At 37.7% G+C, this 24,195-nt stretch carries 21 protein-coding genes, 1 tRNA gene and 2 pseudogenes; 19 read left to right on the top strand and 5 right to left on the bottom strand.

Translation table 11 applies throughout. The features are described from left to right. Window positions 1-18: 18 nt before the first annotated feature. Window positions 19-498, top strand: a complete 480-nt coding sequence (ruvX, locus tag BN67_RS06260) for a Holliday junction resolvase RuvX (RefSeq protein WP_019223284.1) — start codon at window positions 19-21, stop codon at window positions 496-498. Here the strand turns inward: ruvX and BN67_RS06255 are convergent. Next, window positions 483-2,099, bottom strand: a complete 1,617-nt coding sequence (locus BN67_RS06255) for an acyl-CoA dehydrogenase family protein (protein ID WP_019223283.1) — start codon at window positions 2,097-2,099, stop codon at window positions 483-485. The two genes, ruvX and BN67_RS06255, sit on opposite strands and share 16 nt — an antisense overlap. A 125-nt stretch (window positions 2,100-2,224) precedes the next feature. On the opposite strand from BN67_RS06255, the gene BN67_RS06250 reads away from it, so the two are divergent. From BN67_RS06250 to dprA, 4 genes are read left to right on the top strand one after another with little or no spacing between them, the layout of a single operon-like run. Beyond that, window positions 2,225-3,190 carry an aspartate carbamoyltransferase catalytic subunit gene (locus BN67_RS06250; protein ID WP_019223282.1) on the top strand — a complete coding sequence of 322 codons (966 nt, stop codon included), beginning with the start codon at window positions 2,225-2,227 and terminating at the stop codon, window positions 3,188-3,190. Further along, on the top strand, window positions 3,187-4,494 hold the full coding sequence (locus tag BN67_RS06245) for a dihydroorotase (RefSeq protein ID WP_019223281.1): 1,308 nt from the start codon (window positions 3,187-3,189) through the stop codon (window positions 4,492-4,494). Before BN67_RS06250 ends, BN67_RS06245 begins: the two co-directional genes overlap by 4 nt. Continuing rightward, on the top strand, window positions 4,487-5,107 hold the full coding sequence (gene plsY, locus BN67_RS06240; protein ID WP_019223280.1) for a glycerol-3-phosphate 1-O-acyltransferase PlsY: 621 nt from the start codon (window positions 4,487-4,489) through the stop codon (window positions 5,105-5,107). Before BN67_RS06245 ends, plsY begins: the two co-directional genes overlap by 8 nt. Next, complete coding sequence (dprA, locus tag BN67_RS06235) at window positions 5,097-6,311, top strand: DNA-processing protein DprA (protein WP_019223279.1); 1,215 nt, start codon at window positions 5,097-5,099, stop codon at window positions 6,309-6,311. The genes plsY and dprA overlap by 11 nt, the downstream gene beginning before the upstream one ends. Here dprA and BN67_RS14860 read toward each other — a convergent pair. Then, the gene (locus tag BN67_RS14860; RefSeq protein WP_083871978.1) at window positions 6,241-6,447 is read right to left on the bottom strand and encodes a hypothetical protein; all 207 of its coding nucleotides are present in this window, start codon (window positions 6,445-6,447) and stop codon (window positions 6,241-6,243) included. The genes dprA and BN67_RS14860 overlap by 71 nt on opposite strands. A gap of 240 nt (window positions 6,448-6,687) precedes the next feature. On the opposite strand from BN67_RS14860, the pseudogene topA reads away from it, so the two are divergent. The 10 genes and pseudogenes from topA to BN67_RS06170 all read left to right on the top strand — a co-directional run bounded on the left by topA (window position 6,688) and on the right by BN67_RS06170 (window position 16,098). Further along, window positions 6,688-9,275, top strand: a pseudogene (topA, locus tag BN67_RS12750) (type I DNA topoisomerase). 3 nt (window positions 9,276-9,278) lie between these two features. Next, entirely contained in the window at window positions 9,279-11,558 is a 2,280-nt protein-coding gene (gene rnr, locus BN67_RS06225; RefSeq protein ID WP_019223278.1) for a ribonuclease R, read from the top strand. A gap of 530 nt (window positions 11,559-12,088) precedes the next feature. Continuing rightward, window positions 12,089-12,325, top strand: coding sequence for a hypothetical protein (locus tag BN67_RS14855; protein ID WP_244427038.1), 237 nt, complete (start codon window positions 12,089-12,091; stop codon window positions 12,323-12,325). Window positions 12,326-12,352: 27 nt separating this feature from the next. Next, window positions 12,353-12,502 carry a hypothetical protein gene (locus BN67_RS14850; RefSeq protein WP_244427037.1) on the top strand — a complete coding sequence of 50 codons (150 nt, stop codon included), beginning with the start codon at window positions 12,353-12,355 and terminating at the stop codon, window positions 12,500-12,502. A 353-nt stretch (window positions 12,503-12,855) separates the two neighbouring features. Further along, window positions 12,856-13,409 (top strand): annotated as a pseudogene (locus BN67_RS12740) (phage integrase central domain-containing protein); the annotation flags it as partial. A gap of 53 nt (window positions 13,410-13,462) precedes the next feature. Then, on the top strand, window positions 13,463-13,783 hold the full coding sequence (locus BN67_RS12735) for a hypothetical protein (protein WP_083871977.1): 321 nt from the start codon (window positions 13,463-13,465) through the stop codon (window positions 13,781-13,783). Window positions 13,784-13,826: 43 nt separating this feature from the next. Beyond that, window positions 13,827-13,994 carry a 50S ribosomal protein L33 gene (gene rpmG / locus BN67_RS06190; RefSeq protein WP_019223277.1) on the top strand — a complete coding sequence of 56 codons (168 nt, stop codon included), beginning with the start codon at window positions 13,827-13,829 and terminating at the stop codon, window positions 13,992-13,994. 364 nt (window positions 13,995-14,358) lie between these two features. Continuing rightward, window positions 14,359-14,904 carry a thermonuclease family protein gene (locus BN67_RS06180; RefSeq protein ID WP_019223275.1) on the top strand — a complete coding sequence of 182 codons (546 nt, stop codon included), beginning with the start codon at window positions 14,359-14,361 and terminating at the stop codon, window positions 14,902-14,904. 50 nt (window positions 14,905-14,954) lie between these two features. Continuing rightward, window positions 14,955-15,590 (top strand): uracil-DNA glycosylase family protein, encoded by a 636-nt coding sequence (locus BN67_RS06175; protein ID WP_019223274.1) that lies wholly within the window; start codon window positions 14,955-14,957, stop codon window positions 15,588-15,590. 16 nt (window positions 15,591-15,606) lie between these two features. Beyond that, window positions 15,607-16,098 (top strand): Lrp/AsnC family transcriptional regulator, encoded by a 492-nt coding sequence (locus BN67_RS06170; RefSeq protein WP_019223273.1) that lies wholly within the window; start codon window positions 15,607-15,609, stop codon window positions 16,096-16,098. Between the two features lie 31 nt (window positions 16,099-16,129). On the opposite strand, the gene cobT is transcribed toward BN67_RS06170, so the two are convergent. The 3 genes from cobT to glpD all read right to left on the bottom strand — a co-directional run bounded on the left by cobT (window position 16,130) and on the right by glpD (window position 20,523). Continuing rightward, a complete protein-coding gene (gene cobT / locus BN67_RS06165; RefSeq protein ID WP_019223272.1) occupies window positions 16,130-17,137 on the bottom strand; it encodes a nicotinate-nucleotide--dimethylbenzimidazole phosphoribosyltransferase in 1,008 nt (335 codons plus the stop codon). 396 nt (window positions 17,138-17,533) lie between these two features. Continuing rightward, window positions 17,534-18,514, bottom strand: a complete 981-nt coding sequence (gene dusA / locus BN67_RS06160) for a tRNA dihydrouridine(20/20a) synthase DusA (protein ID WP_019223271.1) — start codon at window positions 18,512-18,514, stop codon at window positions 17,534-17,536. 476 nt (window positions 18,515-18,990) lie between these two features. Further along, window positions 18,991-20,523 carry a glycerol-3-phosphate dehydrogenase gene (gene glpD, locus BN67_RS06155; RefSeq protein WP_026088196.1) on the bottom strand — a complete coding sequence of 511 codons (1,533 nt, stop codon included), beginning with the start codon at window positions 20,521-20,523 and terminating at the stop codon, window positions 18,991-18,993. A 327-nt stretch (window positions 20,524-20,850) separates the two neighbouring features. Here glpD and BN67_RS06150 point away from each other — a divergent pair, with 327 nt between their 5' ends. From BN67_RS06150 to BN67_RS06135, 4 genes are all read left to right on the top strand, one after another. Then, complete coding sequence (locus tag BN67_RS06150; protein WP_019223269.1) at window positions 20,851-21,720, top strand: DsbA family protein; 870 nt, start codon at window positions 20,851-20,853, stop codon at window positions 21,718-21,720. 242 nt (window positions 21,721-21,962) lie between these two features. Beyond that, window positions 21,963-22,454, top strand: coding sequence for an acetyl-CoA carboxylase biotin carboxyl carrier protein (gene accB / locus BN67_RS06145; protein ID WP_019223268.1), 492 nt, complete (start codon window positions 21,963-21,965; stop codon window positions 22,452-22,454). A gap of 14 nt (window positions 22,455-22,468) precedes the next feature. Next, entirely contained in the window at window positions 22,469-23,827 is a 1,359-nt protein-coding gene (gene accC, locus BN67_RS06140; RefSeq protein ID WP_019223267.1) for an acetyl-CoA carboxylase biotin carboxylase subunit, read from the top strand. Between the two features lie 217 nt (window positions 23,828-24,044). Beyond that, a tRNA-Thr gene (locus BN67_RS06135) sits at window positions 24,045-24,120 on the top strand. The last annotated feature ends 75 nt before the right edge of the window (window positions 24,121-24,195 follow it).

Raw genomic sequence — 24,195 nt, 5'->3', positions numbered from 1 at the left:
TTTAAATTATTAAAGTACATGGCTATTATTAACATAAATGAAGTTATGACGCATCTTTTGCCCGGACAAATAATAGCGGGTTTAGATTTGGGAACAAAAACAATCGGAATTGCTGTTTCTGATAGGGGCTTGACTTTTTCAAATTCACGTCTTGTGCTTCAACGAAAAAAATTCATGACAGATGCCCAAAAACTGATAAAAATTTTTGATCATGAAAATGTAGGAATTATTGTTATTGGCTTACCTCTTAATATGGATGGAAGCAGTGGTCCTCGTGCTCAATCAACTAGGACTTTTGTAAGAAATATGGAAGAACATACAAAAATCCCCTTTGTTTTTTGGGATGAACGCTTATCGACAGTCGCAGCAGAACGCTCCCTTCTAGAAATGAATATATCGCGTGCTAAAAGAGCAACTAGAATTGACTCTGCAGCTGCTGCTTTCATATTGCAAGGTGTCCTCAACAGGATTCAAAGCCTTCATCATATAGAAGGATAAAGAACATTTAATAAATGTCCTGCGTTATATCGCGCAATGAGCATCCCATAGGAAGATCTCCATTGCCCTCCAAGACGACTTTCCATATAAGCATGTGCAACATGTTCTATATCTGCAGAATGTAATGCTGCCGCTGCTGCTGCATATGCCACTTGCTCAACAAAAAATCTTCCTGCTCCTTCATTGGCTGAAGCCATATCTGCAGCAGATTTGATAATTTCAATTGCTCGTGGTCCCGCTGGTCCAATATCAACAGCAATTTTTTCTAACAATTTTTGGAACAGCCCCGGTGCTTTTTCCGCGATAAGAATCGCATCTTTTACTAATTTATTTGCAGAACTGTTTCTCACAATCCGTGCCGGCCCATTACACAACATCTGTGATAAGGGATTACCCTCTACAAAGTTTTCAATGCCAAGCTGTGCAATAACTTCACCAAGGATGGGAACGACCAATTGGCTCACATGATAAGCAATAATAGGCGTCATGATTCGTGCAAAAGCTGCTTCAGAACGATCATTTGCAGCATTGTCAAACGCCCGCGCCAGACGTAAAACCAAGGCTTGTGTAGCCGCAATATCCAGTGCAATATCTGCAAAGATACGTTCTGTGAGTGGTGGTAAAGGCTGATTTGGCAACTTTTGGCGAAAAGAATCTATGCCAAACTGAAGCGCAGATCGTAGAACACCCGCTGATATTACAGATTGATCAAAACGCATCATCGTTTCGATATCCTTAATAACCTTCAGTCCTTCTCCAGGTTCTCCCAAAAGCCACCCACAACTGCCTTGAAATTCAACCATACCCTCTGGCGTTAAAGTTTCTCCGGGACGGAGCACTAAATGATGAATTGATATGGTCCCATTTAACGCACCATTTTCTTGTACATGTGGGATTAAAAAACAGCTTAAACGACCATTTAACTCCGCACTCACAAGATATCCATCAGCCATAGGATTAATAACATTGGTTTTTACAACATTGAGGCAATAGAGATCTCGTCCCATCTTTTCATCAAAAGAAATTTTTCTAACACTTGTAAAAGAAGAGTGTTTTTCAACATCATCAAAAGCGCAAGTAAGGGAAGCAGATTTTTTGTTATGAATAGGCTTTAATGATAGATCATATTGGCGTGACAAAAGGGCATTTTGCCATTGTTTGAAAAGCTCCATATCACTAATGAGGACTGCAATAGCTGCACTTGTGACAACAATTTCATTCAAATGCCCTGTTTCTAAACCAGCAGATAAAGCCAAGCGAATAGCACGTGCTTGATAGCGCACCCCGTTTTCCGAAGTCGTATTTTCCCAAAGTGAAGTCACCAAACCAGCCTGTCTGGAATGTTTTTGAAGAGCATGGTAAGAAGAATGTATCTCTAATTTTTCTGTTGGTTTTCCCCATTCATCATGAAAATGCAAAACTGGCCGATAACGATTCGCCAAAAAAGAAAGCTCCCGTGCTTCATGATTGGATACAAAATCTCCTATTTCTTCAAAGCTAGCCAATAAAAACTTAGGCAAAGTAGAGGCAATACGAAACATAAGTGTATCACTAAGAAATGCATTTTTTCGACGAGCGTTTTGCACAAATGGAGCAGTCATAGGCATATTCCTATTATTCAAATCATTCATATCATAGACTATTTGTCTTTTTGCAGTTAAAAATATTTATCATATTCAAACCAACTCTTGTTTAATCTGTTTAAAGAGAGATAGAAAAGAATGCCATGACTCGAAACACTTTTTTTCCCCTTTTCCCCCATCAACATCTTTTATCTATTAAAGGTTTGAGTATACAAGACCTGAAAACATTGCTTGATCGCGCAGATGCAAATGTTGTTCTCTCCCCCCAAATTGATAAAACAAAATCCATATTGTATGGACGTACACAAATTAATCTCTTCTTTGAAGCTTCCACACGTACACAATCTTCTTTTGAGTTAGCTGGTAAACGCTTAGGAGCAGATGTAATGAGTATGGCTATTGGCAACTCATCAGTCAAGAAAGGAGAAACATTGATTGATACAGCCACAACTCTCAATGCAATGAAACCAGATATCCTTGTTGTACGGCATAATTGTGCTGGAGCAGCTGCTTTACTCGCTCAAAAGGTTGATTGCTGCGTCATTAATGCAGGCGATGGTGCCCATGAACATCCAACGCAGGCTTTATTAGACGCTCTGACCATTAAAAGAGCAAAAGGCCGTATTGAAGGATTAACTGTTGCAATTTGCGGAGATATTTTGCATTCACGCGTTGCGCGCTCCAATATCCTCAGTCTCAATGCTTTGGGCGCACGTGTTCGTGCTGTCGCGCCTTCAACCCTTTTACCAACAGGAATTGCCGATATGGGCGTTGAAGTGTTTAACACGATGGAGGAAGGTCTTAAAGATGCTGACGTTATCATGATGCTACGCTTGCAACATGAACGTATGACAGGTTCCTTCATTCCGTCTGTTTATGAATATTTTCATTATTTCGGTTTACATAAAAAAAATTTAGCTTATGCCAAAAACGATTGCATAATTCTGCATCCTGGCCCAATAAACCGTGGTATAGAAATCGCATCTGACATAGCAGATGGACCACAAAGTATGATTCATACACAAGTAGAAATGGGAATTGCTGTGCGTATGGCTGTCATGGAGGCTTTATTGGATTCACGCCTTAAAGCAAGTGGAGAAAAGAAATGACAAAGCCCATTGTTTTCCAAAATGCCCGTATTATTGACCCTTCACGCACAATTGATGAAATTGGCACCGTTATTGTTGAAAATGGTTTCATTACAGCGGCTGGAAGAGAAGCTTTAAATCAGGGAATACCCGAATCAGCAGAAATTATTGATACACAAAACAAAGCAATTTTACCCGGGCTTGTTGATGCCCGTGTTTTTGTTGGAGAACCAGGGAATGAACGTCGTGAAACAATTATATCGGCAAGTCAATCTGCGGCAGCAGGTGGTATTACTTCTTTCCTTATGATGCCAGACACAAATCCCATCATCGATAATGTGGCACTTGTTAAATTCATTGTGCGTACAGCGCAAGAAATTTCATCGGTCAATATTTATCCCGTTGCTGCGATCACACAAGGTTTTAAGGGACAAGAAATAACCGAATTTGGCTTACTAAAAGATGCAGGAGCTATAGCTTTTAGTGAAGGAAAAAAAACTCTTCAAAATTCATCTGTTATGCGACGTGCAATGACTTATGCACGCGACTTTAATGTTCCATTAATACACGAAACACAAGACAAAGACCTCACAGAACAAGGCGTTATGAATGAAGGTTTGATAGCGAGTTGGCTTGGACTCTCTGGAATACCACGCGAAGCAGAAATTATCCCACTTGAAAGAGATTTACGCCTAGCCGCATTAACGCAAACACGCTATCATGCGGCACAAATATCGACAGCACTCTCTGCTGATGCAGTCCGCTTAAGCAAACAACAAAATGAAAAAATTTCAGCGGGTGTGTCCATTCATCACTTATCTCTTAATGAAAATGATATTGGTGAATATCGTACTGCTTTCCGTCTCATACCGCCATTGCGTGCAGAAGAAGACCGTATAGCAATGATTGAAGCCATAAAAGATGGGACGGTAGATGTTATTGTTTCTTCCCATGATCCTCACAGCACTGATGCAAAACTTTTACCATTTAACGATGCTGCAGTTGGTGTCATTGGGATGGAAACTTTATTGGGTGCAGCCTTACGCCTTTATCATAATGAAACCATCTCACTCCTCCGTCTTACTGAGCTTTTGTCAACAACGCCTGCGAAACTCTTTGGGCTCAACGCAGGTACATTGAAAAAAGGAGCCCCTGCAGACCTTATTTTAGTTGATCTTGATGCGCCATGGATTGTCTCTGCAGAAAAGCTTTTTTCACGTTCAAAAAACACCCCTTTTGAAAATGCACGTTTTCAAGGACGTGTTCTTCAAACCTTTGTTAAGGGACAATTAATTTTTAAGCTCAATGAGATTTTTAATGGATAAAATAGAAGTCATTTTTCAATTCTATACATGGTTTACCTTTTTGATATCCTATCTTATTGGTTCTGTTCCATTTGGTTTGCTTTTTACGCAATTAGCCAAACTTGGCGATGTGAGAGCAATTGGTTCTGGAAATATTGGAGCAACAAATGTTTTACGAACAGGAAATAAAAAAATTGCTGCTCTCACGCTCGTTTGCGATATCTTGAAGGGAACGATTATTATCCTTGTTATCAAGTTCTTTAATAATCCGATAGAAAACAGTATCATTGTTTCTTTAGTAGGTTTTTTTGCTTTTTTAGGACATCTTTTTCCCATATGGCTTAAATTTAAAGGTGGAAAAGGTGTTGCGACCTATTTGGGTATCATTTTAGGGATATACTGGCCCTCAGCAATTGTTTTTATTATAGTGTGGATAGTGCTTTTTCTGTTTACACGCTACTCCTCATTATCCGCACTTATGGCGGTTATTATCACGCCAATATTCGTTTATTTTTCCTATCCTTATTTTTATATCTATTGTATGCTCATCGCGATGAGTATATTCGTGATTATCAAACATCACGCAAATATCAGGAGGCTCTTAACGGGGAAAGAAAACAAGATTGGCATTTGAAACAAGGATAAATAAAGGGATTCTACTGACTGATCATCAACGTCTAAACTGGTTACGGTTGTTACGAAGTGAAAATATTGGAGCGGTTAGTTTTCGCAATCTTATTGATCATTATAAAACAGCAGAAAGTGCTTTAGCTGCTCTTCCTGAACTTGGTAAAAAAGGGGGGCTTTCTGCGACTCTTCGCATAACAACGATAGAAGAGGCTGAAAAAGAAATGCAAGAAGCCGAAAAATTAGGTATTCGGTTTGTTTGTGTAGGAGAACCAGACTATCCCAATTTTCTTAAAATGATAGAAGCGCCACCACCACTGATTGCTATAAAAGGCAATGTTTCAGTTTTTCAGAAACCCTCTGTTGGAATTGTTGGATCTCGAAATGCTTCAGCAGCAGGAAAAAAGCTTGCGACTCAATTTGCTCACTTTCTTGGGAATTCTGGCTTTACAACAGTTTCCGGGCTCGCTCGTGGGATTGATAGTATTGTGCATCAAGCAAGTTTGCAAACAGGTACAGTCGCAGTCATGGCTGGTGGAATTAATCATATCTACCCTCCTGAAAACAAAAAATTGCATGAAGATATTACAAGCAACGGAGGCGCCATTATCAGTGAAATGCCCATTTCTTGGAAGCCACGTGCTATCGACTTTCCAAGAAGAAATCGTATCATTGCAGGTTTATCACTTGGTCTCTTGGTTGTCGAAGCGGCCTTACGATCAGGGTCTCTCATCACTGCACGTCAAGCAGCTGAAATGGGACGGTTAACTTTTGCCATTCCTGGCTCTCCCCTTGATCCAAGATCCGTTGGAACAAACAATCTCATCAAAGATGGTGCCCTGCTCACCACACATCCTTCTGACATCATAGAAACACTTACACCCTTAATCTCACCATTTACATATTCTCAACGCGATTTTTTTGAAGAACCACCTTTTCTTCAACTTGAAAAGGAGAGCCTCTCTTCCTCTGATGCAAAGATCTCTATTCCACTTTCACCTGGAGATGATGCAGAACGCGTAGCTGTTCTCTCCGTCCTCTCAACAACCCCAATAGATTTAGACACACTCAGCACCCATTCAGGCGTTTCATTACAAAACCTCTACCTCTTGCTGGTAGAACTCGAACTTGCTGGAAAGCTTATTCGACACTCTGGTGGTTATGTGTCATTGTCGAGTCCGAATCCTCTCCAAGAGTCTCAGCACTATTAATAATGCTTTGTCCTTCTTTGGCGACCATATCTAAAAGGAGTGCTAAAAGAGGACTATGTGCTTGGCGAGCCATCTGGTTCATCTGTTTTGACATATCTGTGATATATTGGATAACTTTTAAATGATTTATAAACATAACCTTCTATCCTTGAGTAATCTCCCCACCTCTCAATAGACGTCATCTTAGTATTTCGCCGTATACTTTGTATTAACTGTGGAAAATAAATAGTATAATTCCATATAGGGTGTACTTTAATAATAACAATCACCACTTGTATAATTAATGTTTTTTATGTGCTCTTAACCAATTGCTATTAGCCATTCGCGTGAAAGGGGTTTATAAAAAAGTTTTTTATTTCAACATTCGGGTAAAATTATGAATATCGTCATCGTTGAATCTCCAGCAAAAGCAAAAACAATTAATAAATATCTTGGATCTCAATATAAAGTAGTCGCATCATTTGGACATGTTCGTGATTTGCCTGCAAAAGATGGTTCTGTTCTTCCTGATCAAGATTTTTCTATGAAGTGGGATGTCGATTCTGCCTCTGCTAAACGTTTGAATGAAATAGCAAAAGCAGTTAAAGAAGCCGATAGCCTTATTTTAGCAACAGACCCTGATCGTGAAGGAGAAGCTATTTCATGGCATATTCTGGATGTTCTTCGTCAAAAAAAAGTTTTAAAAGACAAACCGGTGAAACGCGTTGTCTTCAATGCTATCACCAAAAAATCTGTGCTTGATGCCATGAATAATCCGCGAGATATTGATACGTCACTCGTGGATGCTTATCTTGCACGTCGTGCTCTTGATTATTTGGTTGGTTTTACACTTTCACCTGTTTTGTGGCGTAAGCTTCCTGGCGCACGTTCAGCTGGTCGTGTTCAATCTGTTGCTTTACGGATTATTTGTGACCGTGAATCAGAAATAGAACATTTTATCAAAGAAGATTATTGGTCCATTACAACAGACTTGAAAACCATAAGAAATGACAGTTTTCAAGCAAGATTAACAATGTTTAACCACAACAAGATTGGCAAGCTTGATATTCAATCTCAAGAACAAGCCGATCAAATTCGCCTTATGTTGGAGGATGCAAAATACCGCACACTCAGTGTTGAAGCAAAACCGACAAAGAGAAACCCTTCTCCTCCATTTACCACCTCCACTTTACAGCAAGCAGCTTCTTCAACATTAGGATTTTCGGCCTCTCGTACCATGCAAGTTGCACAAAAACTTTATGAAGGTGTTGAAATTAATGGGGAAATGTCCGGTCTTATTACCTATATGCGTACCGACGGTGTACAAATGGCACCAGAAGCTATCGATTCAGCACGAAAAGTGATTCATGAATCCTTTGGCAAGAACTATGTTCCTGAAAAGCCACATTTTTACGCAACAAAAGCAAAAAACGCACAAGAAGCCCACGAAGCTATCCGCCCAACGGATTTTCAACGCCTCCCCAATCAAATGGGCCATTTTCTCGAGAAAGATCAAGCAAAACTCTATGAATTGATATGGAAACGCGCTATTGCCAGTCAAATGCGTTCTGCCGACATTGAACGCACAACTGTTGAAATTGAAGCACAACAGGGAGAAAGTCACGCAAATTTACGTGCAACAGGTTCTGTTATTCGTTTTGATGGTTTTATTTCTGTTCACGCCGATCAACGAGAAGAAAAAAAAGGTGAAGAAAAGGAAACAACGCGTTTGCCACAAATAAACACTGGCGAAACGCTTACCAAAGAAAAAGTTGAAGCTTTACAACATACGACAGACCCCCCCCCCGTTATTCTGAAGCTTCCTTAATTAAAAAGCTTGAAGAACTGGGAATTGGTCGCCCTTCAACCTATGCCTCCACATTATCCACACTTTGTGATCGTGGGTATATTGCTATTGATAAACGAAAACTTATTCCTGATGCTAAAGGACGTATCGTTACAGCATTTCTTGAAAATTTCTTTAATCGCTATGTAGAATATGGTTTTACAGCAAACCTTGAGGAAAAACTTGACCTTATATCAGATGGAAAACTTTCTTGGAAAGATGTATTGCGTGATTTTTGGGATGAATTTAACGCGTCTATTACCAATATCAAAGAACTGCGTATAACCAATGTCCTTGATGTTTTAAACGTGACGTTAGCACCTCTTGCCTTCCCTGTTCGTGAAGACGGAAGTGATGTTCGCTCCTGCCCTCTTTGTAAAAATGGGGAATTATCATTAAAACTAGGGCGTTATGGTGCATTTGTTGGTTGCTCTAATTATCCTGAATGTAAATATACGCGCCAACTTGGAACAGACACAGGAGAAGAAAATGAAGCCATACAGAGTGATGAGCCTGTTGTGCTTGGTGTCGATTCTCAAACAGGAAAAGAGATTTCTCTTCGCAAGGGTCGTTTTGGCCCCTATGTTCAACTCGGCGAAAGTAAAGGAGATAAGCGTGCAGGACTACCAAAAGAATGGAAAGCAGAAAATGTAACTCTCGATAAAGCTTTAGCTTTACTCTCTCTCCCCCGTGAAATTGGTATTCATCCTGAAACAGGAAAAGTCATCACAGCAACCATTGGGCGCTATGGTCCCTATCTTACACATGATGGCAAGTCTGCCCCTCTGCTCTACGCAGATGAAGTTTTTGACATTGGCATCAATCGCGCTGTCACAGTGCTTGCCGAAAAGCGAGAAAATAAAACCACGCAAGCTAGAACAACATCTGCTGCCCTTGCAACATTAGGAGAGCATCCTGATGGAGGACCTGTCACAGTGCGCAATGGACGTTATGGACCCTATGTTAATTGGGGCAAAATTAATGCAACATTGCCAAAAGAGAAAGAACCAATTAGTGTAACACTTTCAGAAGCTTTGGAACTGATATCTGCAAAAGAATCAAGTAAAAAAGGAACGGGAAAAACTTCTCGTAAAAAGGGAACCACAAAAAGAGCTTCTTCCAAAGGAAAAGAGACATAAGTTTTGGCTAAAGGCGAAAAAAAAACAGAACATTTCCAATCGTTCAATAGGGAACGATTGCCCGATAGGGATGCAATTCTTTCCTTTATTCATGAAAATCCTGACCGATCAAGTAAACGTGAAATTGCCAAAACTTTTAATTTAAAGGGCGATTCTCGTATTTGGTTAAGAGATATATTACGCGAATTAAAAAATGAAGATCTCATATCAAAACAGCGTAAAAAGACAAAAAATAAAGGAAAACTACCACCCGTTGCTTTGGTAAAAATTATTGGACGCAACAAAGATGGCAGTTTAATTGCACAACCTTTGAAGTGGGATGATGATTCAAAACCAAATATTGAAATACGCTCTTTTCACCGCATAAAAGGAGAGAGCGTTGGCGTTAGAGATCATGTTCTTATAAAAGTTTTTAGAAATAAAGCGTCTCAAAGCGACTCTTATACAGGGCGTGTTATTCGTAAAGTTGATGCATCTCCCAAAAGTGCATTTGGTATTGTACGAAAATTAACAACAAATCAATGGCGGCTTGAACCCATAGACCGAAAAACGAACGAATTAATTCTTGAACTCTCTGAGACATCTTCAAAAATAGAGATAAAATCTGGTGATTTTGTCGAAGTTGAAATTAAAAAAAACACTGGCTATGGGCTGAAAACTGCACAAATCAAAAATATTTTAGGACATATTGATAATGAAAAAACATTGTCAGTGATTGCTCTTCTCTCAAAAGGCATTCCTTATATTTTTCCTGAAGATGTTCTTGAACAAGTAAAAAATATAAAACCTGCCAACGCAGATAATCGTGAAGATTGGCGGCAATTACCGCTTGTTACAATTGATCCACCAGATGCAAAAGACCATGATGATGCCGTTTATGCAACAAAGGATAAGTCCCCTGAAAATAGTGGTGGTTGGATTGTAACGGTCGCAATTGCAGATGTTTCTTACTATGTAAAAACGGGAAGCCCTTTAGATAAAGAAGCATTAAAACGAGGAAACTCTGTTTATTTTCCTAATCGCGTTGTGCCAATGTTGCCCGAACGGATTTCTAATGATTTATGTTCTCTGCGTGAAGGAAAAGAAAGACCAGCTTTAGCTGTTCGTATGGTTTTTGATGCAAATGGGAACAAACAAAAACACAGTTTTCATCGTGTTATAATTCGTGTGATAGCCAAGCTTTCTTACCAAGAAGTACAATCAGCAATTGAAAGAAAGATAAATGAGAAAATCTCTCCCCTTTTTGAGAGCACATTACAGCCATTATGGGAAGCTTATCAGTGCCTTAAAAACGCGCGGGATCGTCGACAGCCACTGGAATTAGAAATAGCGGAAAAAAAGATTATTCTTGATCAAAGTGGAAGCATTAAAGATGTTGTCAGTGAACAACATTTAGAAGCACATCGTTTGATTGAAGAGTTCATGATACAAGCAAATATTGCTGCTGCTGAAACATTAAAAGAGTATCATCACCCCCTCATCTATCGTATTCATGATAAACCCTCTCTTGCAAAACAAGAAGTATTGCGAAGTTTTCTCCAAAGTTTGGGAATATCGCTCTCTCGCGGTGCAGAATTCACATCAGCACGTCTCAACAATATTTTAGCAAAAGTCATGAACACTGAACAGCAAGAATTGGTCAATCAAGTTATTCTGCGTTCACAGTCTCAAGCAGAATATCATCCCCAAAATATTGGACATTTTGGGTTGAATTTACAAAATTATACACATTTTACATCACCAATTCGTCGTTATGCTGATCTTATTATTCATCGTGCTCTTATTAAAGCCTTAAAATTGGGAAGTGATCCATTAACAGAAATACAAGAACAAAATCTTGCAGAAATTGCTACACAGATTTCTCTCTATGAACGTCGTGCAATGATGGCTGAAAGAGAGACGATTGATCGGCTTGTTGCACATTATTTGAGCAACAAAATCGGTCGTATTTTCACTGGTCGTATTTCTGGAGTCACAAAAGCCGGGCTTTTCATCTCACTTGACAAACTCAATACAGATGGTTTTGTCCATATTTCTACACTTAAAAATGATTATTATCACTTTGACGAACTACAACATGTTCTTATAGGAAAACGTAGCCATAAAGGCTATCAGCTGAGTGATAAAGTAGAGGCAAAGCTTATAACAGTACAGCCTCTTGCTGGAGCCGTGTGCTTTGAGCTCTTGACTAAACCTCGCCCGATAAGTTCTTCACCGACATCCTACCATAAAAGCAAATTTATGGATAAGAAACGAAAACATCTTTCTTATGGTAGGAAATAATAGAAACGAAAATTAAAACCATTTTTAATAGCTTTATTGCATTGCTTTTTATTTGAAGTCATTAAAAAGTTTTATAAAAAAACGATAGAATTGTCTTTAATTATATTTAGGATAAAGATGCATAATAAAAACACAAGATAAAAATAATTTTAAATTAAAAAAACTTATCATGTACAGTCGTTTTGTTATTTTATGTATACAATATCATTTTTCTCTATTATATAAATACGTCACATGTTTTGTTATTTTAGCAATAATAATCATATAAAAAATCTAAAAACTTCCTATATGAAATAAATGAGAAAATCTGTAAGAAGCAGGTTCGTTTTTTTATTTCAAATCAACTTTTCATCAGTTTAAATAGATGATAGTAAGCCATTCTCATGATAAAAAAGTCTTTAAACTCTCAAAATAATTCTTTTCGCGCAATCATTGCAGTTATTACAACGATTGATACCGTTAGAATAGCATAGGGAATGGAAACACAGCTTGTCTCACTTCTGATGGCCGAAAAAGGTATTTCAAATAGTATGATCGGCTATAGTGGAACAGTTGGGGGAATTGCGACAATGATCGCTGCCATTTTTACTGCTCGAATCGCCTTACATTTAGAGATTGCTAAAACACTATTGTTTATGATGGCTATAGGATATTTGAGCTTTTTAGGATTTTATTTTTTCGAAGCAATATGGATTTGGTTTGTTTTAAGATTTATCTTACATTTCACTATGATGTGTGACATTTATCCTATCGGAGTTTTGGATTAACAGTATGCACCCCATAAAAAACGTAGTTTGGTACTTTCCATTTATGCTATTACATTAGGATTAGCATTCGCGATAGGTCCAATGCTATTAACGAAAGTAGAAACACAAGGTTTTTTGCCTTTTGCCACAAGCTGTGTTCTTATTGTGCTTGCTGCTATACCAATTCTTGCTGCTTGAAAACTAAGCCCAGAATTTAAAGAAGATCAATATACACCGTTTATTTCCTACCTTTTCCAAGTCCCAAGCTCCATGATGGCAGTACTTGTTTATGGTGCTATCCAAATGGGGCATTGACTCTTATAACGCCTTTTAATCTCTCCATTGGATACAACGGAAATGAGACAGCACACTTTATATCAACACATTGATTCATAAGAGTTTTTATCGTTTCTCACTTTGAATTACACTCCCGAGTATTGTAAGACTCTTTCATCTCAAATCACTTCATATTGAATCAATTTTATTCACTTGGTTTTACACCATAAGCGGGATTGGCATGTGGATAAAAATTAATAAGAAAAGGAGGAAAAATGCCTCTCATGAATCGCCTTAATGCAAGGGCTGTCGCAACATTGGGTGCTGGTAAATATAATGATGGTGCCTTGAGAGATGTTTCTTTAAAACAAGCCCGTGAAACTGCAACACGGTGGCGTTCTGTTTTTCGTGAAGGTCGTGCCCCCATTAAAAAACGTGAGAAATAAAAGTGTGAGGCAATGCGCAATCTTCATTATTAAAGACATTGCTGTGGATGCTTTTGAAAGCCGTAAAGCCGAATTAAAAGGAGATGTTAAAGATGAACATTGGTTTTTACCTTTGCATCTTTACATTCTTCCCAAATTAGGCTGTCTACCCGTTTCAGAGATTACCCAAACAGATATACGCAATACGCTTGCCATCCAGACATACAAAAGCAGGAACAGCAGAGAAAGCGCTAAACCGTCTTAATCCTTGTTTCAAACATGCTGCTGCATTGGGAATAGATGTTGATTTACAAGTCACAGCCAAAGCACACGCTCTTTTAGGTAAACAACCCCATAAAGCTATTAACAGACCTGCAATGGATTGGAGAGATGTGCCATCTTGGGCTTTCTTGGAACTTTTATAATACCATGGATCACTCAGTATCCATGGATCATCATGTTTGATCTTTTTCTGCTTGGGGATGTATCTGCCGGCCTTTATACAATCAGACTTGCTCACCTAGGGAACCGCCTCAAAGGACATGAACTTGCTACTATCTTTTGCTATGAAATTGGAATGCTTGCTGGTCCGACCATTATCGGACAAACCATGGATATCTTTAAACCATTTGTTTTTTCGATAGCAATAGCTTGTTTTTTTGCTATATATTCTTTTGCTCTTTGTTCAACTCATGAGAAAATTAATCAGCTCTTGACTTTTTTTAGAACATCCGTAGTGTTGCCTCGAAAATCTGATTACACTAAAAGTGAATTTTGATCACAAGATGATATTGTTTCAATATAAATAGGATTCCTAAATTATGGCTAAGGCAGCGACCATTAAAATTAAGCTTTTATCGACAGCAGATACTGGTTTTTTCTATGTTACAAAGAAAAATAGCCGTACAATGACAGACAAAATGAGCAAACGTAAATATGATCCAGTTGTAAGAAAACATGTCGAATTTAAAGAAACAAAAATCAAATAAATGAGTTTGCCATTTCATTGACAGCTTCTGCAAACCAAAAGTATGATTTTTACTCTCCAAAATTATATTCTGGAGCGCGTTTTCTTTTAGAAGAAGATTATGCATCTTTCATCCATATATTTTGTATGTTTTAGAGGACTTGCTTTTTCGATTGCTTTTATTCCTCATCATCCTAAATTATTAATTGTGATATTGTGCGAAATTACTTTTGTAGAACAGAATGCTTGCTTCTGAAAGATAAGAATAGAAGGTTTCCCTCATAAAATTAAGGAAATGTTCTTTGATTGAGAAGAAGAAAGCTTTTTTGTAAAAAATAAATAATTCTTTAAAACAAATAATTGATTGGTTATCATTTTTTTATTTTATGAAAAAGAAATCTCATTTTAATCCAAAGACTATCAGTTTTAGCATTTTTGCCACTGCTGCTCTTTTTGTCGCTGTCATCATTTATCTTAAACGAACTCAAGTCCCTTCTCATGAGGCAGATTTTATTTCTAAAAGATCCATTAAAGGTCAGGCACTTATTATTGATGGCGATTCCATTATGATTTCTTCTGTCAAGATTCGACTTGTAGGAATTGACGCTCCGGAACTTCAACAATCTTGTGGTACAAAGAAAGCACAATATCCGTGTGGACTTGAAGCAAAAAAATATTTAGAACAGCTCATAGGAAATCAGCCTGTTACATGTCGTTGGCACAAAAGAGATAAATATCACCGTATTCTTGCAACATGTAGAACAAAAAAAGTAAGCAATATTAATGCAACACTTGTCCGTAATGGTTGGGCAGTAAGTTATTATAATTATCCTGAAGAAGAAAAAGAAGCGAGAAAGCAAAAAAAAGGGATATGGCAGTCAAATTTTCAAAAACCGAGAAAATGGCGAAAAGCACACCCTAGAACAGAATAAGAAAAATATCTTATTTCAATAATATATTTCTTTAATCACCTATTTTTTTGATGAAACAACCGCATTGCAGTCAAATTATAAAACTTGAAAGGAAAATTTATTCCTGCCGTATTTGTATCCAACAACCACACTATCCCCCTCCCCTTCCCCATGAACCAAACCCTGTTGTTTATTTATCTCACACAGCTTTGATTGCAATCGCAGGGCAAGCACCAGGCTTGCGTGTACATGAAAGTTCCATTCCTTTTAATGATCGTTCTGGTGAAAGATTGCGTGATTGGCTTGATGTCACAAAGAATGAATTTTATAATAAATCTCTTTTTGCTATTGTTCCTATGGGGTTTTGTTTTCCAGGTTATGATAAAAATAAATCTGATTTACCGCCAAGACGTGAATGTCGTGAAATATGGCATGAAAAAATATTTCAAGCTATGCCACAAATAAAGCTTGTTCTTGCTATTGGAAGTTATGCACAAAAGTGGCATATTACAGAATTAAAACATAAAACAGTTTCAGAAACCGTTAGTGATTGGAGAAACATTCTTTCCGTATGTCAACCTCGAGGATATAATGTTATGCCGTTGCCTCATCCCTCATGGAGAAATACTGCTTGGTTACAAAAAAATCCATGGTTTAACGATGAACTTATTGTCTATCTTCGTCGTTTAGTGCGTCAATTTTTATAAGGAATGTTGAAAAAATATGGACAGACTTGACCGAAAAATCCTGCATCTTTTGCAAGAAAATGCAACACTCTCTGTTGCTGATATTGCTAAAAAAGTTGGGCTTTCAACAACACCTTGCTGGCGCAGAATTCAAAAACTTGAAGAAGATGGTGTTATTCAACGCCGTGTTGCTGTTCTTTCTCCAGAAAAAGTAAACGCACATGTTACGGTTTTTGTTTCTATTCGCACCAACACACACAGCCATGAATGGTTTAAGCGTTTTTCAAAAATTGTGCAGGAATTTCGTGAAGTCATTGAATTTTATCGAATGAGCGGAGATATCGATTATTTATTACGTGTTGTTGTTCCTAATATCGAAGCTTATGATCTTTTTTACAAAAAATTAATCGCTAAAATTGATATCCGTGATGTTTCGTCCTCTTTCGCAATGGAACAGATTAAATATACAACGGAACTTCCACTCAATTACATAAAATTGCGCGAAAAAATGAGCGAACAAGAATCTTAAAGTTTTTTTTATTTTTAATCTTCTAGCATCTTTAGGCAGTCAGATCTAATTGTTCTAAAGTCACCATTTTTGCGTGTGTTAAAACAGCAGCCTTGACAATACCAGCCGCCATGGCTGCACCTGTTCCCTCACCAAAACACATCCCCAAATCTAAAAGCGGTTCTTTATCAATTTTTGCCAGCAGTTTACGATGCACTGATTCAGAAGAAACATGTCCAACAAGAATATGATCAAGTGCTCTTGGATGCATTTTATAAAGCACTGCTGCTGCGGCTGTTGCGACAAAACCATCCAAAATAACGGGTATTTTTTCCATTCTTGCGGCTAATATAGCACCGACCATAGCAGCAATTTCACGTCCTCCTAAGCGACGCATAATTTCGAAAGGATCATGAAAATGATCTTTATGTAAAGAAACTGCTTTTTTGAGTACAGCTATTTTACGTTGATAAAAATCTCCTTCAGATTCCATACCGTTTTCTGTCCATTCTTCAACTTCTCCACCAAATAATGCTAAACATAAAGCTGAAGCTATGGTTGTATTTCCAATTCCCATTTCACCGATACACAAGAGATCTATTCCACCAGCAATGGATTCCATTCCAAATGCCATAGTAGCGGCTGCGCTACGCTCATCCATTGCTGCATCCTTGGTAATATTGATTGTTGGATATTTCAGCGCTAAGTCAAAAATTTTTAATCCAAGATCATAAGCTATGCAAATTTGATTGATAGCAGCACCACCAGCAGCAAAATTTTGTACCATTTTTTGCGTCATTGACTGTGGAAATGGCGTAACATCTTCATCGGTGATACCATGATTACCAGAAAAAATAGCCACCAAAGGACGCGTTACAAGAGGCTTTTCTTCTCCTCTCCATCCTGCGTACCAAACTGCGATATCTCCTAATTTTCCTAAGGTTCCTTGAGTTTTCGTTAATTCTGCTTGCCGCTTTTTTGCTAAAGTTATAGAAAACGCATCGGCAACAGGTAAATTGGTGAGTAAAGCACGAAAATCATCAAATGGACTAACGGTCATGAAAACACCTTTTCAAATCTGCACTGTATCGTAAAATTGCACTATATTCATAGGATATGAACGATTCATTGTTTGTTTAGCTATATTCTAAAAGCATTAAATATTATTTAGAATAACAATGAGAAGTACTATATTAAATTTACAACTTTTATCAAACTATTATATTCTATTTTTAAATTAACTCTTTAAACTATTGTCTCATAAAACTTTATATATTAAATGAGAATTTTGTCGTCTTCATCAACATATTATCCTCATACGTGTAGCGAATATGCTTTTCATGATAGATGAAAATAATTTTAGAAAAATTCACGCCTTGAGATTATTTCAAATTTCGAAAGACGTAAAACTTGAGGAAGTGAAAACTATAACACATGTTATCTTGTAAAACTATTTTTAAGAGAGAGTAGAAAACGCTTTTTTTAAAACATAGGCATCTGCATCTTTTTTTGTTGCTTCATTGGATAATATTTGCCGCCACTGACGCGCCCCATTCCGACTGTGAAACAAACCAATCATATGACGTGTCACATGAGAAAGACGCCCTCCTGATGCGGTATGTCGCATAATATAATCGCACATAGCTTCAATAAGATCATGATCACTAAGATCATTTTGTTGCTCATCGTATATTTCAAAATCAACATATTTTAACAAAGCTGGATCATGATAAACTTGTCGACCAACCATGGCAGCATCACACCAGGTCAAATGCTCTTTAATTTCATTAATTGATTTAATTCCACCATTTATCCCAATGAATTTATGAGGATATTTACGCTTTAATTTATAAACTCTTTCATAATTTAGTGGAGGAATATCACGATTTTCTTTTGGGCTTAATCCTTGTAACCATGCTTTGCGTGCATGTATCCAGAGTGCATCACACCCAGCATTCCAAATTTGATGAACAAAAGAATCTAAAGCTAATTCTTCATCTTGCTCATCCACACCAACGCGACATTTAACGGTCACAGGGATAGCAACCACTTGTTTCATTGCTTCCACAGCAGTTGCTACAATGCCGGGATGGAGCATGAGACAAGCACCAAAAACACCCGCTTGAACACGATTTGATGGACAACCAACATTAAGATTAATTTCATCATAACCAAAATCTTCAGCGATTCGCGCTGCCTCTGCTAATTTTTTCGGATCAGCTCCCCCTAATTGTAACGCAATGGGATGTTCTTCGTGGTTAAAAGATAGTAATTGTTTACGAACACCATGAATGACAGCATCAGCAACAATCATTTCAGTATAAAGAAGTGCCTTTTTTGTTAAAAGACGATAAAAAAATCGACAATGCCGGTCTGTCCAATCTAACATTGGTGCAACCGCAAATTTTATTGGCGATGGAGGATTATAAAATATCATAGAGTATTACTCTTATATCCCCATTAAAACATTTCTCATTCATACATACAAATTTTTGCTTTTTCTACTTCACAAAAAGCTTACTTTCTGCCCATTTTATTATACAAATGGTTTTTCTCCTCTTGTCTTTTCCATTGACCTAAAATGCTATTAAAACCAATACAAATACCAAGAAAAGACAAAAGAGACTGCTATAACGCAACAACAACCAAATATTCTGACTATATGATTCTAGAAGATATGAAATGTAAAAAATCTGTTTGAATGGTCTTTTTTACCACTCATATGCTACCTTTAAAAGCCACAGATGCACCTATCCAGAAAGGATCTAAATATTGCCAGTCTGATAAACAACAAATGAGAATACTCCGTAACCCATTTCATTATAGCACATCATTATAACGCATTTTTTTCAAAAAATGTTTTTCAATTTTTGACATAAACAGACACTAAACATCCTAGTAAAACTGAGGGTATCATAAATTTTGTTCGCATTTTTTTTGGCTTTGCATATAAGCAGAAAGAGTATCAACCTCTTTCTCATTAAACAAAAGCCCAAGTTTTGAACGGCGCCACAACACATCTTCACATGTTTTCGCCCATTCCTTTTCTATTAACCATTTGACTTCTATTTCAGTGAGTCCATGACCAAAATCTTTTCCTTTATCTGCCGTACCATTTTGAAATATCATCAATGCCTCAGAACCATAAGACCGTGCAAGTCTGCGGTGTGTAAAAGCATTGAGATCTGGAAGCAAAAGAGCAATCTTACTTTCAATAATATTAAACCTATTATATGGAAAATCACCTCCAGGAAGTGTTGATTTTTTTGTCCATGGCGCTCCTTTTGTCCCAAGAGCCTTTTCAACAAATTTCATGGCATCTTCTGCTAATTTGCGATAGGTTGTGATCTTACCACCATAAAGATTAAGAATCCGCGGCACACTTTCTGTCCCCATTTCTTTGAGAACATAATCACGCGTAATTTCTTGTGCTTTTGAAGTTCCATCATCATAAAGAGGCCGAACACCAGAATAAGTCCAAACAATGGACTCACGCAATATGGGTTGTATAAAATACGCACTTGCTGCTGTACAAAGATAATCAATCTCTGTATCCGTAATATGGACATCGGCAGGATCCCCTTGATAATCACAATCGGTTGTTCCAAGCAATGTAAACTCTTCCTGATATGGAATGGAAAATATAATACGCCCATCACCATTTTGAAAAATATAAGCGCGATCATGGAAATAAAGCTTGGGAACCAAAATATGAGATCCCCTAACAAGTCGTACTGGCGAATGCTTTTTACAGTCCAATATGTCTGCTAGAATGTGATTAATCCAAGGACCTGTCATATTTGCTATATAAGCAGCCGTTACGCAATATTCTTTGCCACTTAATTTGTCTCGAAGAATGAGACGCCATTTCTTATCTTCCCTTTTTAAAGAAAGAACTTCTGTCCGTACTTTTATATCAGCGCCCCGCATATCTGCATCACGAGCATTCGCAATGACCAAACGCGCATCATCAACTCTCGCATCAGAATATTCAAAACCTATCTTATACTCTTCCTTAAGTATAGAGGCAAACTGCTTTGAAAAATAAACCGTTTTACTGCGCCACAGTTTTTGATTCCAGCTTCCAAGATGATCATAAATAAAAAGCCCCACGCGCAACATCCAAGCAGGACGCAATTTCTTATGATAAGGGAGGAGAAAACGCAAAGGACGTACAAGATGGGGAGCCATACGCCAAATAACCTCACGTTCTTTTAACGCTTCACGAACCAATTTGAACTCATAATGTTCAAGGTAACGAAGACCACCATGAATAAGCTTCGTCGAGACACTTGATGTCCCTGAGGCAAGATCATTCATTTCAGCCAACCCCACTTTAAATCCGCGCCCAGCTGCATCTCTCGCCAACCCACATCCGTTTATCCCTCCACCAATAATAAACAGATCATAATGTGTTGTGGTTTTCATCATTTTACTTGTCATCATTCAATTTAATCTGTTCCACAGTGCTCAATACAGAAACCGTAGAAAATCAATACAAACACTCTTAATTGGATTATCAACGTATTTTTTCCACAATAAAATAGGAATCAAAAAGCTTCTCATTCCACTATACATGAAAACAATATTTGACAAAAAATTCAGCTATAAAAAATGATAATCATCGTAAAAATGCGTTATATGAAGTTTTCTTTAAAGAAAAAATAGGGGGGGCTCTGCAACCTATAAGCTAAAGTTGAATATTTTATTGCGTATAAGCAATAGTTCTCATATCATTTTCCAATATTACAATAGAAATATGAAGACGTATTAATGACCCATCAGTCTCAGCACTCCAAAACAATGCTCATAACAGATTTTTCAGCAAAATTTATAGTGAGCATTCTCATTTTTGTATCCTCTTTTTTATTACTCACAGATTTATCACACGCAAAATCAAGCGATAAAACACCCGTCGCAACACAACTTCTAGAAGATCCTACTTTTTTATCAAAGCTTGAAGAAAAGATCACACCACGCATTGATCATCATGCTATCCAAAAGATTATAAGAGAGTATCTGCTGTCTCACCCAGAAATTCTGATTGAAATGCAGCTTGCTCTTCAAGAAAAAATAGAAAAGCAAAATGAAAAAAAATCTCAAGAGCAAGCTCTTATCCTCAATTTATTTAAAAAAGAGATCTTCCACTCTCCGTATGACGCTGTTTTAGGGAATCCCAATGGTAAAAAGGTGCTTGTTGATTTTTTCGATTACAATTGTGGATATTGTAAAACATCCTATCCATACATAGAAAACTTAATTAAAAAATACCCAGACCTACGGGTCATTATAAAAGATTTACCCATTTTAGGACATGATTCTATAGCTGCCCATACTGTTGCTTATGCTTTTCGGAAACAATTTCCAAAAAAATATCCGCAGTTTCATGAAACGCTTTTAACCAGTGAAGGACGTGCAAATGAAGCTAAAGCCATCAAAATAGCGGTTTCACTGGGAGCAGATGAAAAAAAATTGCGCGATATGATAAAAGATCCTAATCTTCAAAACTCCTTTGAAAGGAATATTCAAATTGCCTCTCAACTCAATATTACCGGTACTCCCGCTTACATTATCAAAGATAAAGTGTTCGTTGGAGCAGCAAAGCAAGATATTCTAGAAGAAGCATTGGAAAATATGGAATAAATCTTTTTATTTTGCCAATTTTATAAAGAGCACTGTAAACGGAGTCATTTTGTGCTTTCTCTTTTTTGACAACAAGCTTATAAATGCGATCTCGCGTAACAGATAACGATTTTAAATTGCAAAATAGGTTTCTAAAAAAGTAAACAGATTTTAGAGCCTTCAAAATAAAGGCAGCCGTAGTCTAGAGATGTTCAATTATAGAAATAATGAAAATCTTCATTGATCAAGGAGTTAGAAATAAAATGGCAACCCAAAAAATGGACGCGACAGAGAATACCACAATTGATACGGGAATTATCCGCGACCTTGCTGAAATTTTGAATGATACAAATTTAACGAATATTGAACTTGAACAAAATGGACTTCGTATTTGTGTCTCACGTCAAAATACATCTACTGCTCCCGAGCAGACAATTTATGCTCCCGTCTCCGCCCCTCCTGTTGCCGTAACCTCTTCCCCTGCCCCAATAACCGAAACTTCTACACAAGAAGACAAATCAAAAAACGCAGTGACATCTCCAATGGTTGGAACAGCCTATCTTGCACCTTCTCCAGGCGCACAGCCTTTTGTCGAGGTCGGGCAAAGTGTTTCTGAAGGAGACACTTTACTTATCATTGAAGCAATGAAAACAATGAATCAAATTTCATCACCACGTTCCGGCACGGTGACGACTATTTTGGTTAAGGATGGTCAACCTGTTGAGTTTGGTGAACCACTGATTGTTGTTGAGTAAAGCGAGGGGCAGCTATGATTCGAAAAATCCTCATTGCTAATCGGGGAGAAATTGCTCTTCGTGTTCTACGAGCTTGCAAAGAGCTTGGCATAAAAACTGTTGCTGTTCACTCCACTGCTGATGCTGATGCCATGCATGTTCGCTTAGCGGATGAGAGTGTTTGTATTGGTCCACCTCCAGCACGTGATTCTTATTTGAGTATCCATCAAATTATTGCAGCGTGTGAGATTACTGGAGCCGATGCCGTGCATCCTGGCTATGGTTTTCTTTCCGAAAATGCAAAATTTGCAGATGTTTTAGAAGCCCACAATATTACATTCATTGGCCCAACGGCTGCACATATTCGAATCATGGGCGATAAAATTGAAGCAAAGAAAACAGCAAAAAAACTTGGAATTCCAGTAGTTCCTGGTTCAGATGGCGCTGTCACGGAAGAATCAGAGGCTTTGCGCACTGCTCATGAAATTGGCTATCCCGTTATTATTAAAGCCTCTGCCGGTGGTGGAGGACGTGGTATGAAAGTTGTCCATTCCGAACAAGAATTTGCTATGGCCCTCAAAACAACACGTTCAGAAGCAAAAGCAGCTTTTGGAGATGGTTCCGTTTATATTGAAAAATACTTAGAAAAACCACGCCATATCGAAATTCAGATTATTGGTGATGGAACAGGGAATGCTATTCATTTAGGAGAACGCGATTGTTCACTTCAAAGACGTCATCAAAAAGTATGGGAAGAAGCGACCTCACCTGCACTGAATGAAACTGAACGAAAAAAAATTGGGAATATTGTTGCCAATGCTTGTGTACAACTTGGATATCGCGGAGCGGGCACCATTGAATTTCTTTATGAAAATGGTGAATTTTATTTTATTGAGATGAATACACGCTTACAAGTTGAACATCCTGTAACTGAAGCGATTACAGGTATAGATTTAGTGCATGAGCAAATTCATATTGCCTCAGGCTGCAAACTTTCAATTGCACAAGATGATGTTTGCTTCTCTGGCCATGCTATTGAATGCCGTATCAATGCAGAAGATCCTATTAATTTTACACCATCACCCGGAATCATTACACATTTTCATACGCCTGGTGGTTTAGGAATTCGCATCGATTCAGGTGTTTATTCTGGTTATCGCATCCCTCCTTACTATGATAGTATGATCGGAAAGCTCATTGTTCATGGACGAACCCGTTTAGAATGCATGATGCGTTTACGACGTGCGTTAGATGAATTTGTCGTTGATGGGATAAAAACCACATTACCTCTCTTTTGCGATCTTATTAACAATCAGGATATTGCAGATGGTAATTATAATATCCACTGGCTAGAAAAATATCTTTCTCGTCAATCAGAATCTTTAGATTTGTAGCCAGAGCGCTATCAGATTCATAACCTGATAAGAAAATGATAGATTTTTATCAAAGCTTTTATCAGAAACAACATGGAAGGAGTATAAATGAGACTGAAAAAGAGAAAGGAATTGATTATTTTTACAGTTTATAACGTAAGTTTTTAAAAATATATACAAAAACTGATAATTTTCTGTTTTCCTTTTGATAAGTTTGTGCTACCTCCTATATGTTCATGCCCTTATAGCTCAGTTGGTAGAGCACCTGATTTGTAATCAGGGGGTCGGGAGTTCGAGTCTCTCTGGGGGCACCATATGCTTTTATATTTCTATTAAGTTTTTGATTCTCCATATGTTTTTTGAAGTGAGGGATTCCCGAATAAAAGTGG

The sequence above is a fragment of the Bartonella rattaustraliani AUST/NH4 genome, from assembly GCF_000312565.1.
Classification (GTDB): Bacteria; Pseudomonadota; Alphaproteobacteria; order Rhizobiales; family Rhizobiaceae; genus Bartonella; species Bartonella rattaustraliani.
The sequence above is the reverse complement of the archived record's forward strand: the minus strand, read 5'-3'. Positions and strand labels throughout refer to the sequence as shown.

What these genes read in the sequence shown, in the direction of transcription:
- ruvX (WP_019223284.1), top strand. Translation starts at nt 19, where the DNA reads ATGGCTATTATTAACATAAATGAAGTTATGACGCATCTTTTGCCCGGA.
- BN67_RS06255 (WP_019223283.1), bottom strand. Translation starts at nt 2,099, where the DNA reads ATGACTGCTCCATTTGTGCAAAACGCTCGTCGAAAAAATGCATTTCTT.
- BN67_RS06250 (WP_019223282.1), top strand. Translation starts at nt 2,225, where the DNA reads ATGACTCGAAACACTTTTTTTCCCCTTTTCCCCCATCAACATCTTTTA.
- BN67_RS06245 (WP_019223281.1), top strand. Translation starts at nt 3,187, where the DNA reads ATGACAAAGCCCATTGTTTTCCAAAATGCCCGTATTATTGACCCTTCA.
- plsY (WP_019223280.1), top strand. Translation starts at nt 4,487, where the DNA reads ATGGATAAAATAGAAGTCATTTTTCAATTCTATACATGGTTTACCTTT.
- BN67_RS14860 (WP_083871978.1), bottom strand. Translation starts at nt 6,447, where the DNA reads ATGTTTATAAATCATTTAAAAGTTATCCAATATATCACAGATATGTCA.
- BN67_RS14855 (WP_244427038.1), top strand. Translation starts at nt 12,089, where the DNA reads ATGATCGGCTATAGTGGAACAGTTGGGGGAATTGCGACAATGATCGCT.
- BN67_RS12735 (WP_083871977.1), top strand. Translation starts at nt 13,463, where the DNA reads ATGTTTGATCTTTTTCTGCTTGGGGATGTATCTGCCGGCCTTTATACA.
- rpmG (WP_019223277.1), top strand. Translation starts at nt 13,827, where the DNA reads ATGGCTAAGGCAGCGACCATTAAAATTAAGCTTTTATCGACAGCAGAT.
- BN67_RS06180 (WP_019223275.1), top strand. Translation starts at nt 14,359, where the DNA reads ATGAAAAAGAAATCTCATTTTAATCCAAAGACTATCAGTTTTAGCATT.
- BN67_RS06175 (WP_019223274.1), top strand. Translation starts at nt 14,955, where the DNA reads ATGAAACAACCGCATTGCAGTCAAATTATAAAACTTGAAAGGAAAATT.
- BN67_RS06170 (WP_019223273.1), top strand. Translation starts at nt 15,607, where the DNA reads ATGGACAGACTTGACCGAAAAATCCTGCATCTTTTGCAAGAAAATGCA.
- cobT (WP_019223272.1), bottom strand. Translation starts at nt 17,137, where the DNA reads ATGACCGTTAGTCCATTTGATGATTTTCGTGCTTTACTCACCAATTTA.
- dusA (WP_019223271.1), bottom strand. Translation starts at nt 18,514, where the DNA reads ATGATATTTTATAATCCTCCATCGCCAATAAAATTTGCGGTTGCACCA.
- glpD (WP_026088196.1), bottom strand. Translation starts at nt 20,523, where the DNA reads ATGATGACAAGTAAAATGATGAAAACCACAACACATTATGATCTGTTT.
- BN67_RS06150 (WP_019223269.1), top strand. Translation starts at nt 20,851, where the DNA reads ATGACCCATCAGTCTCAGCACTCCAAAACAATGCTCATAACAGATTTT.
- accB (WP_019223268.1), top strand. Translation starts at nt 21,963, where the DNA reads ATGGCAACCCAAAAAATGGACGCGACAGAGAATACCACAATTGATACG.
- accC (WP_019223267.1), top strand. Translation starts at nt 22,469, where the DNA reads ATGATTCGAAAAATCCTCATTGCTAATCGGGGAGAAATTGCTCTTCGT.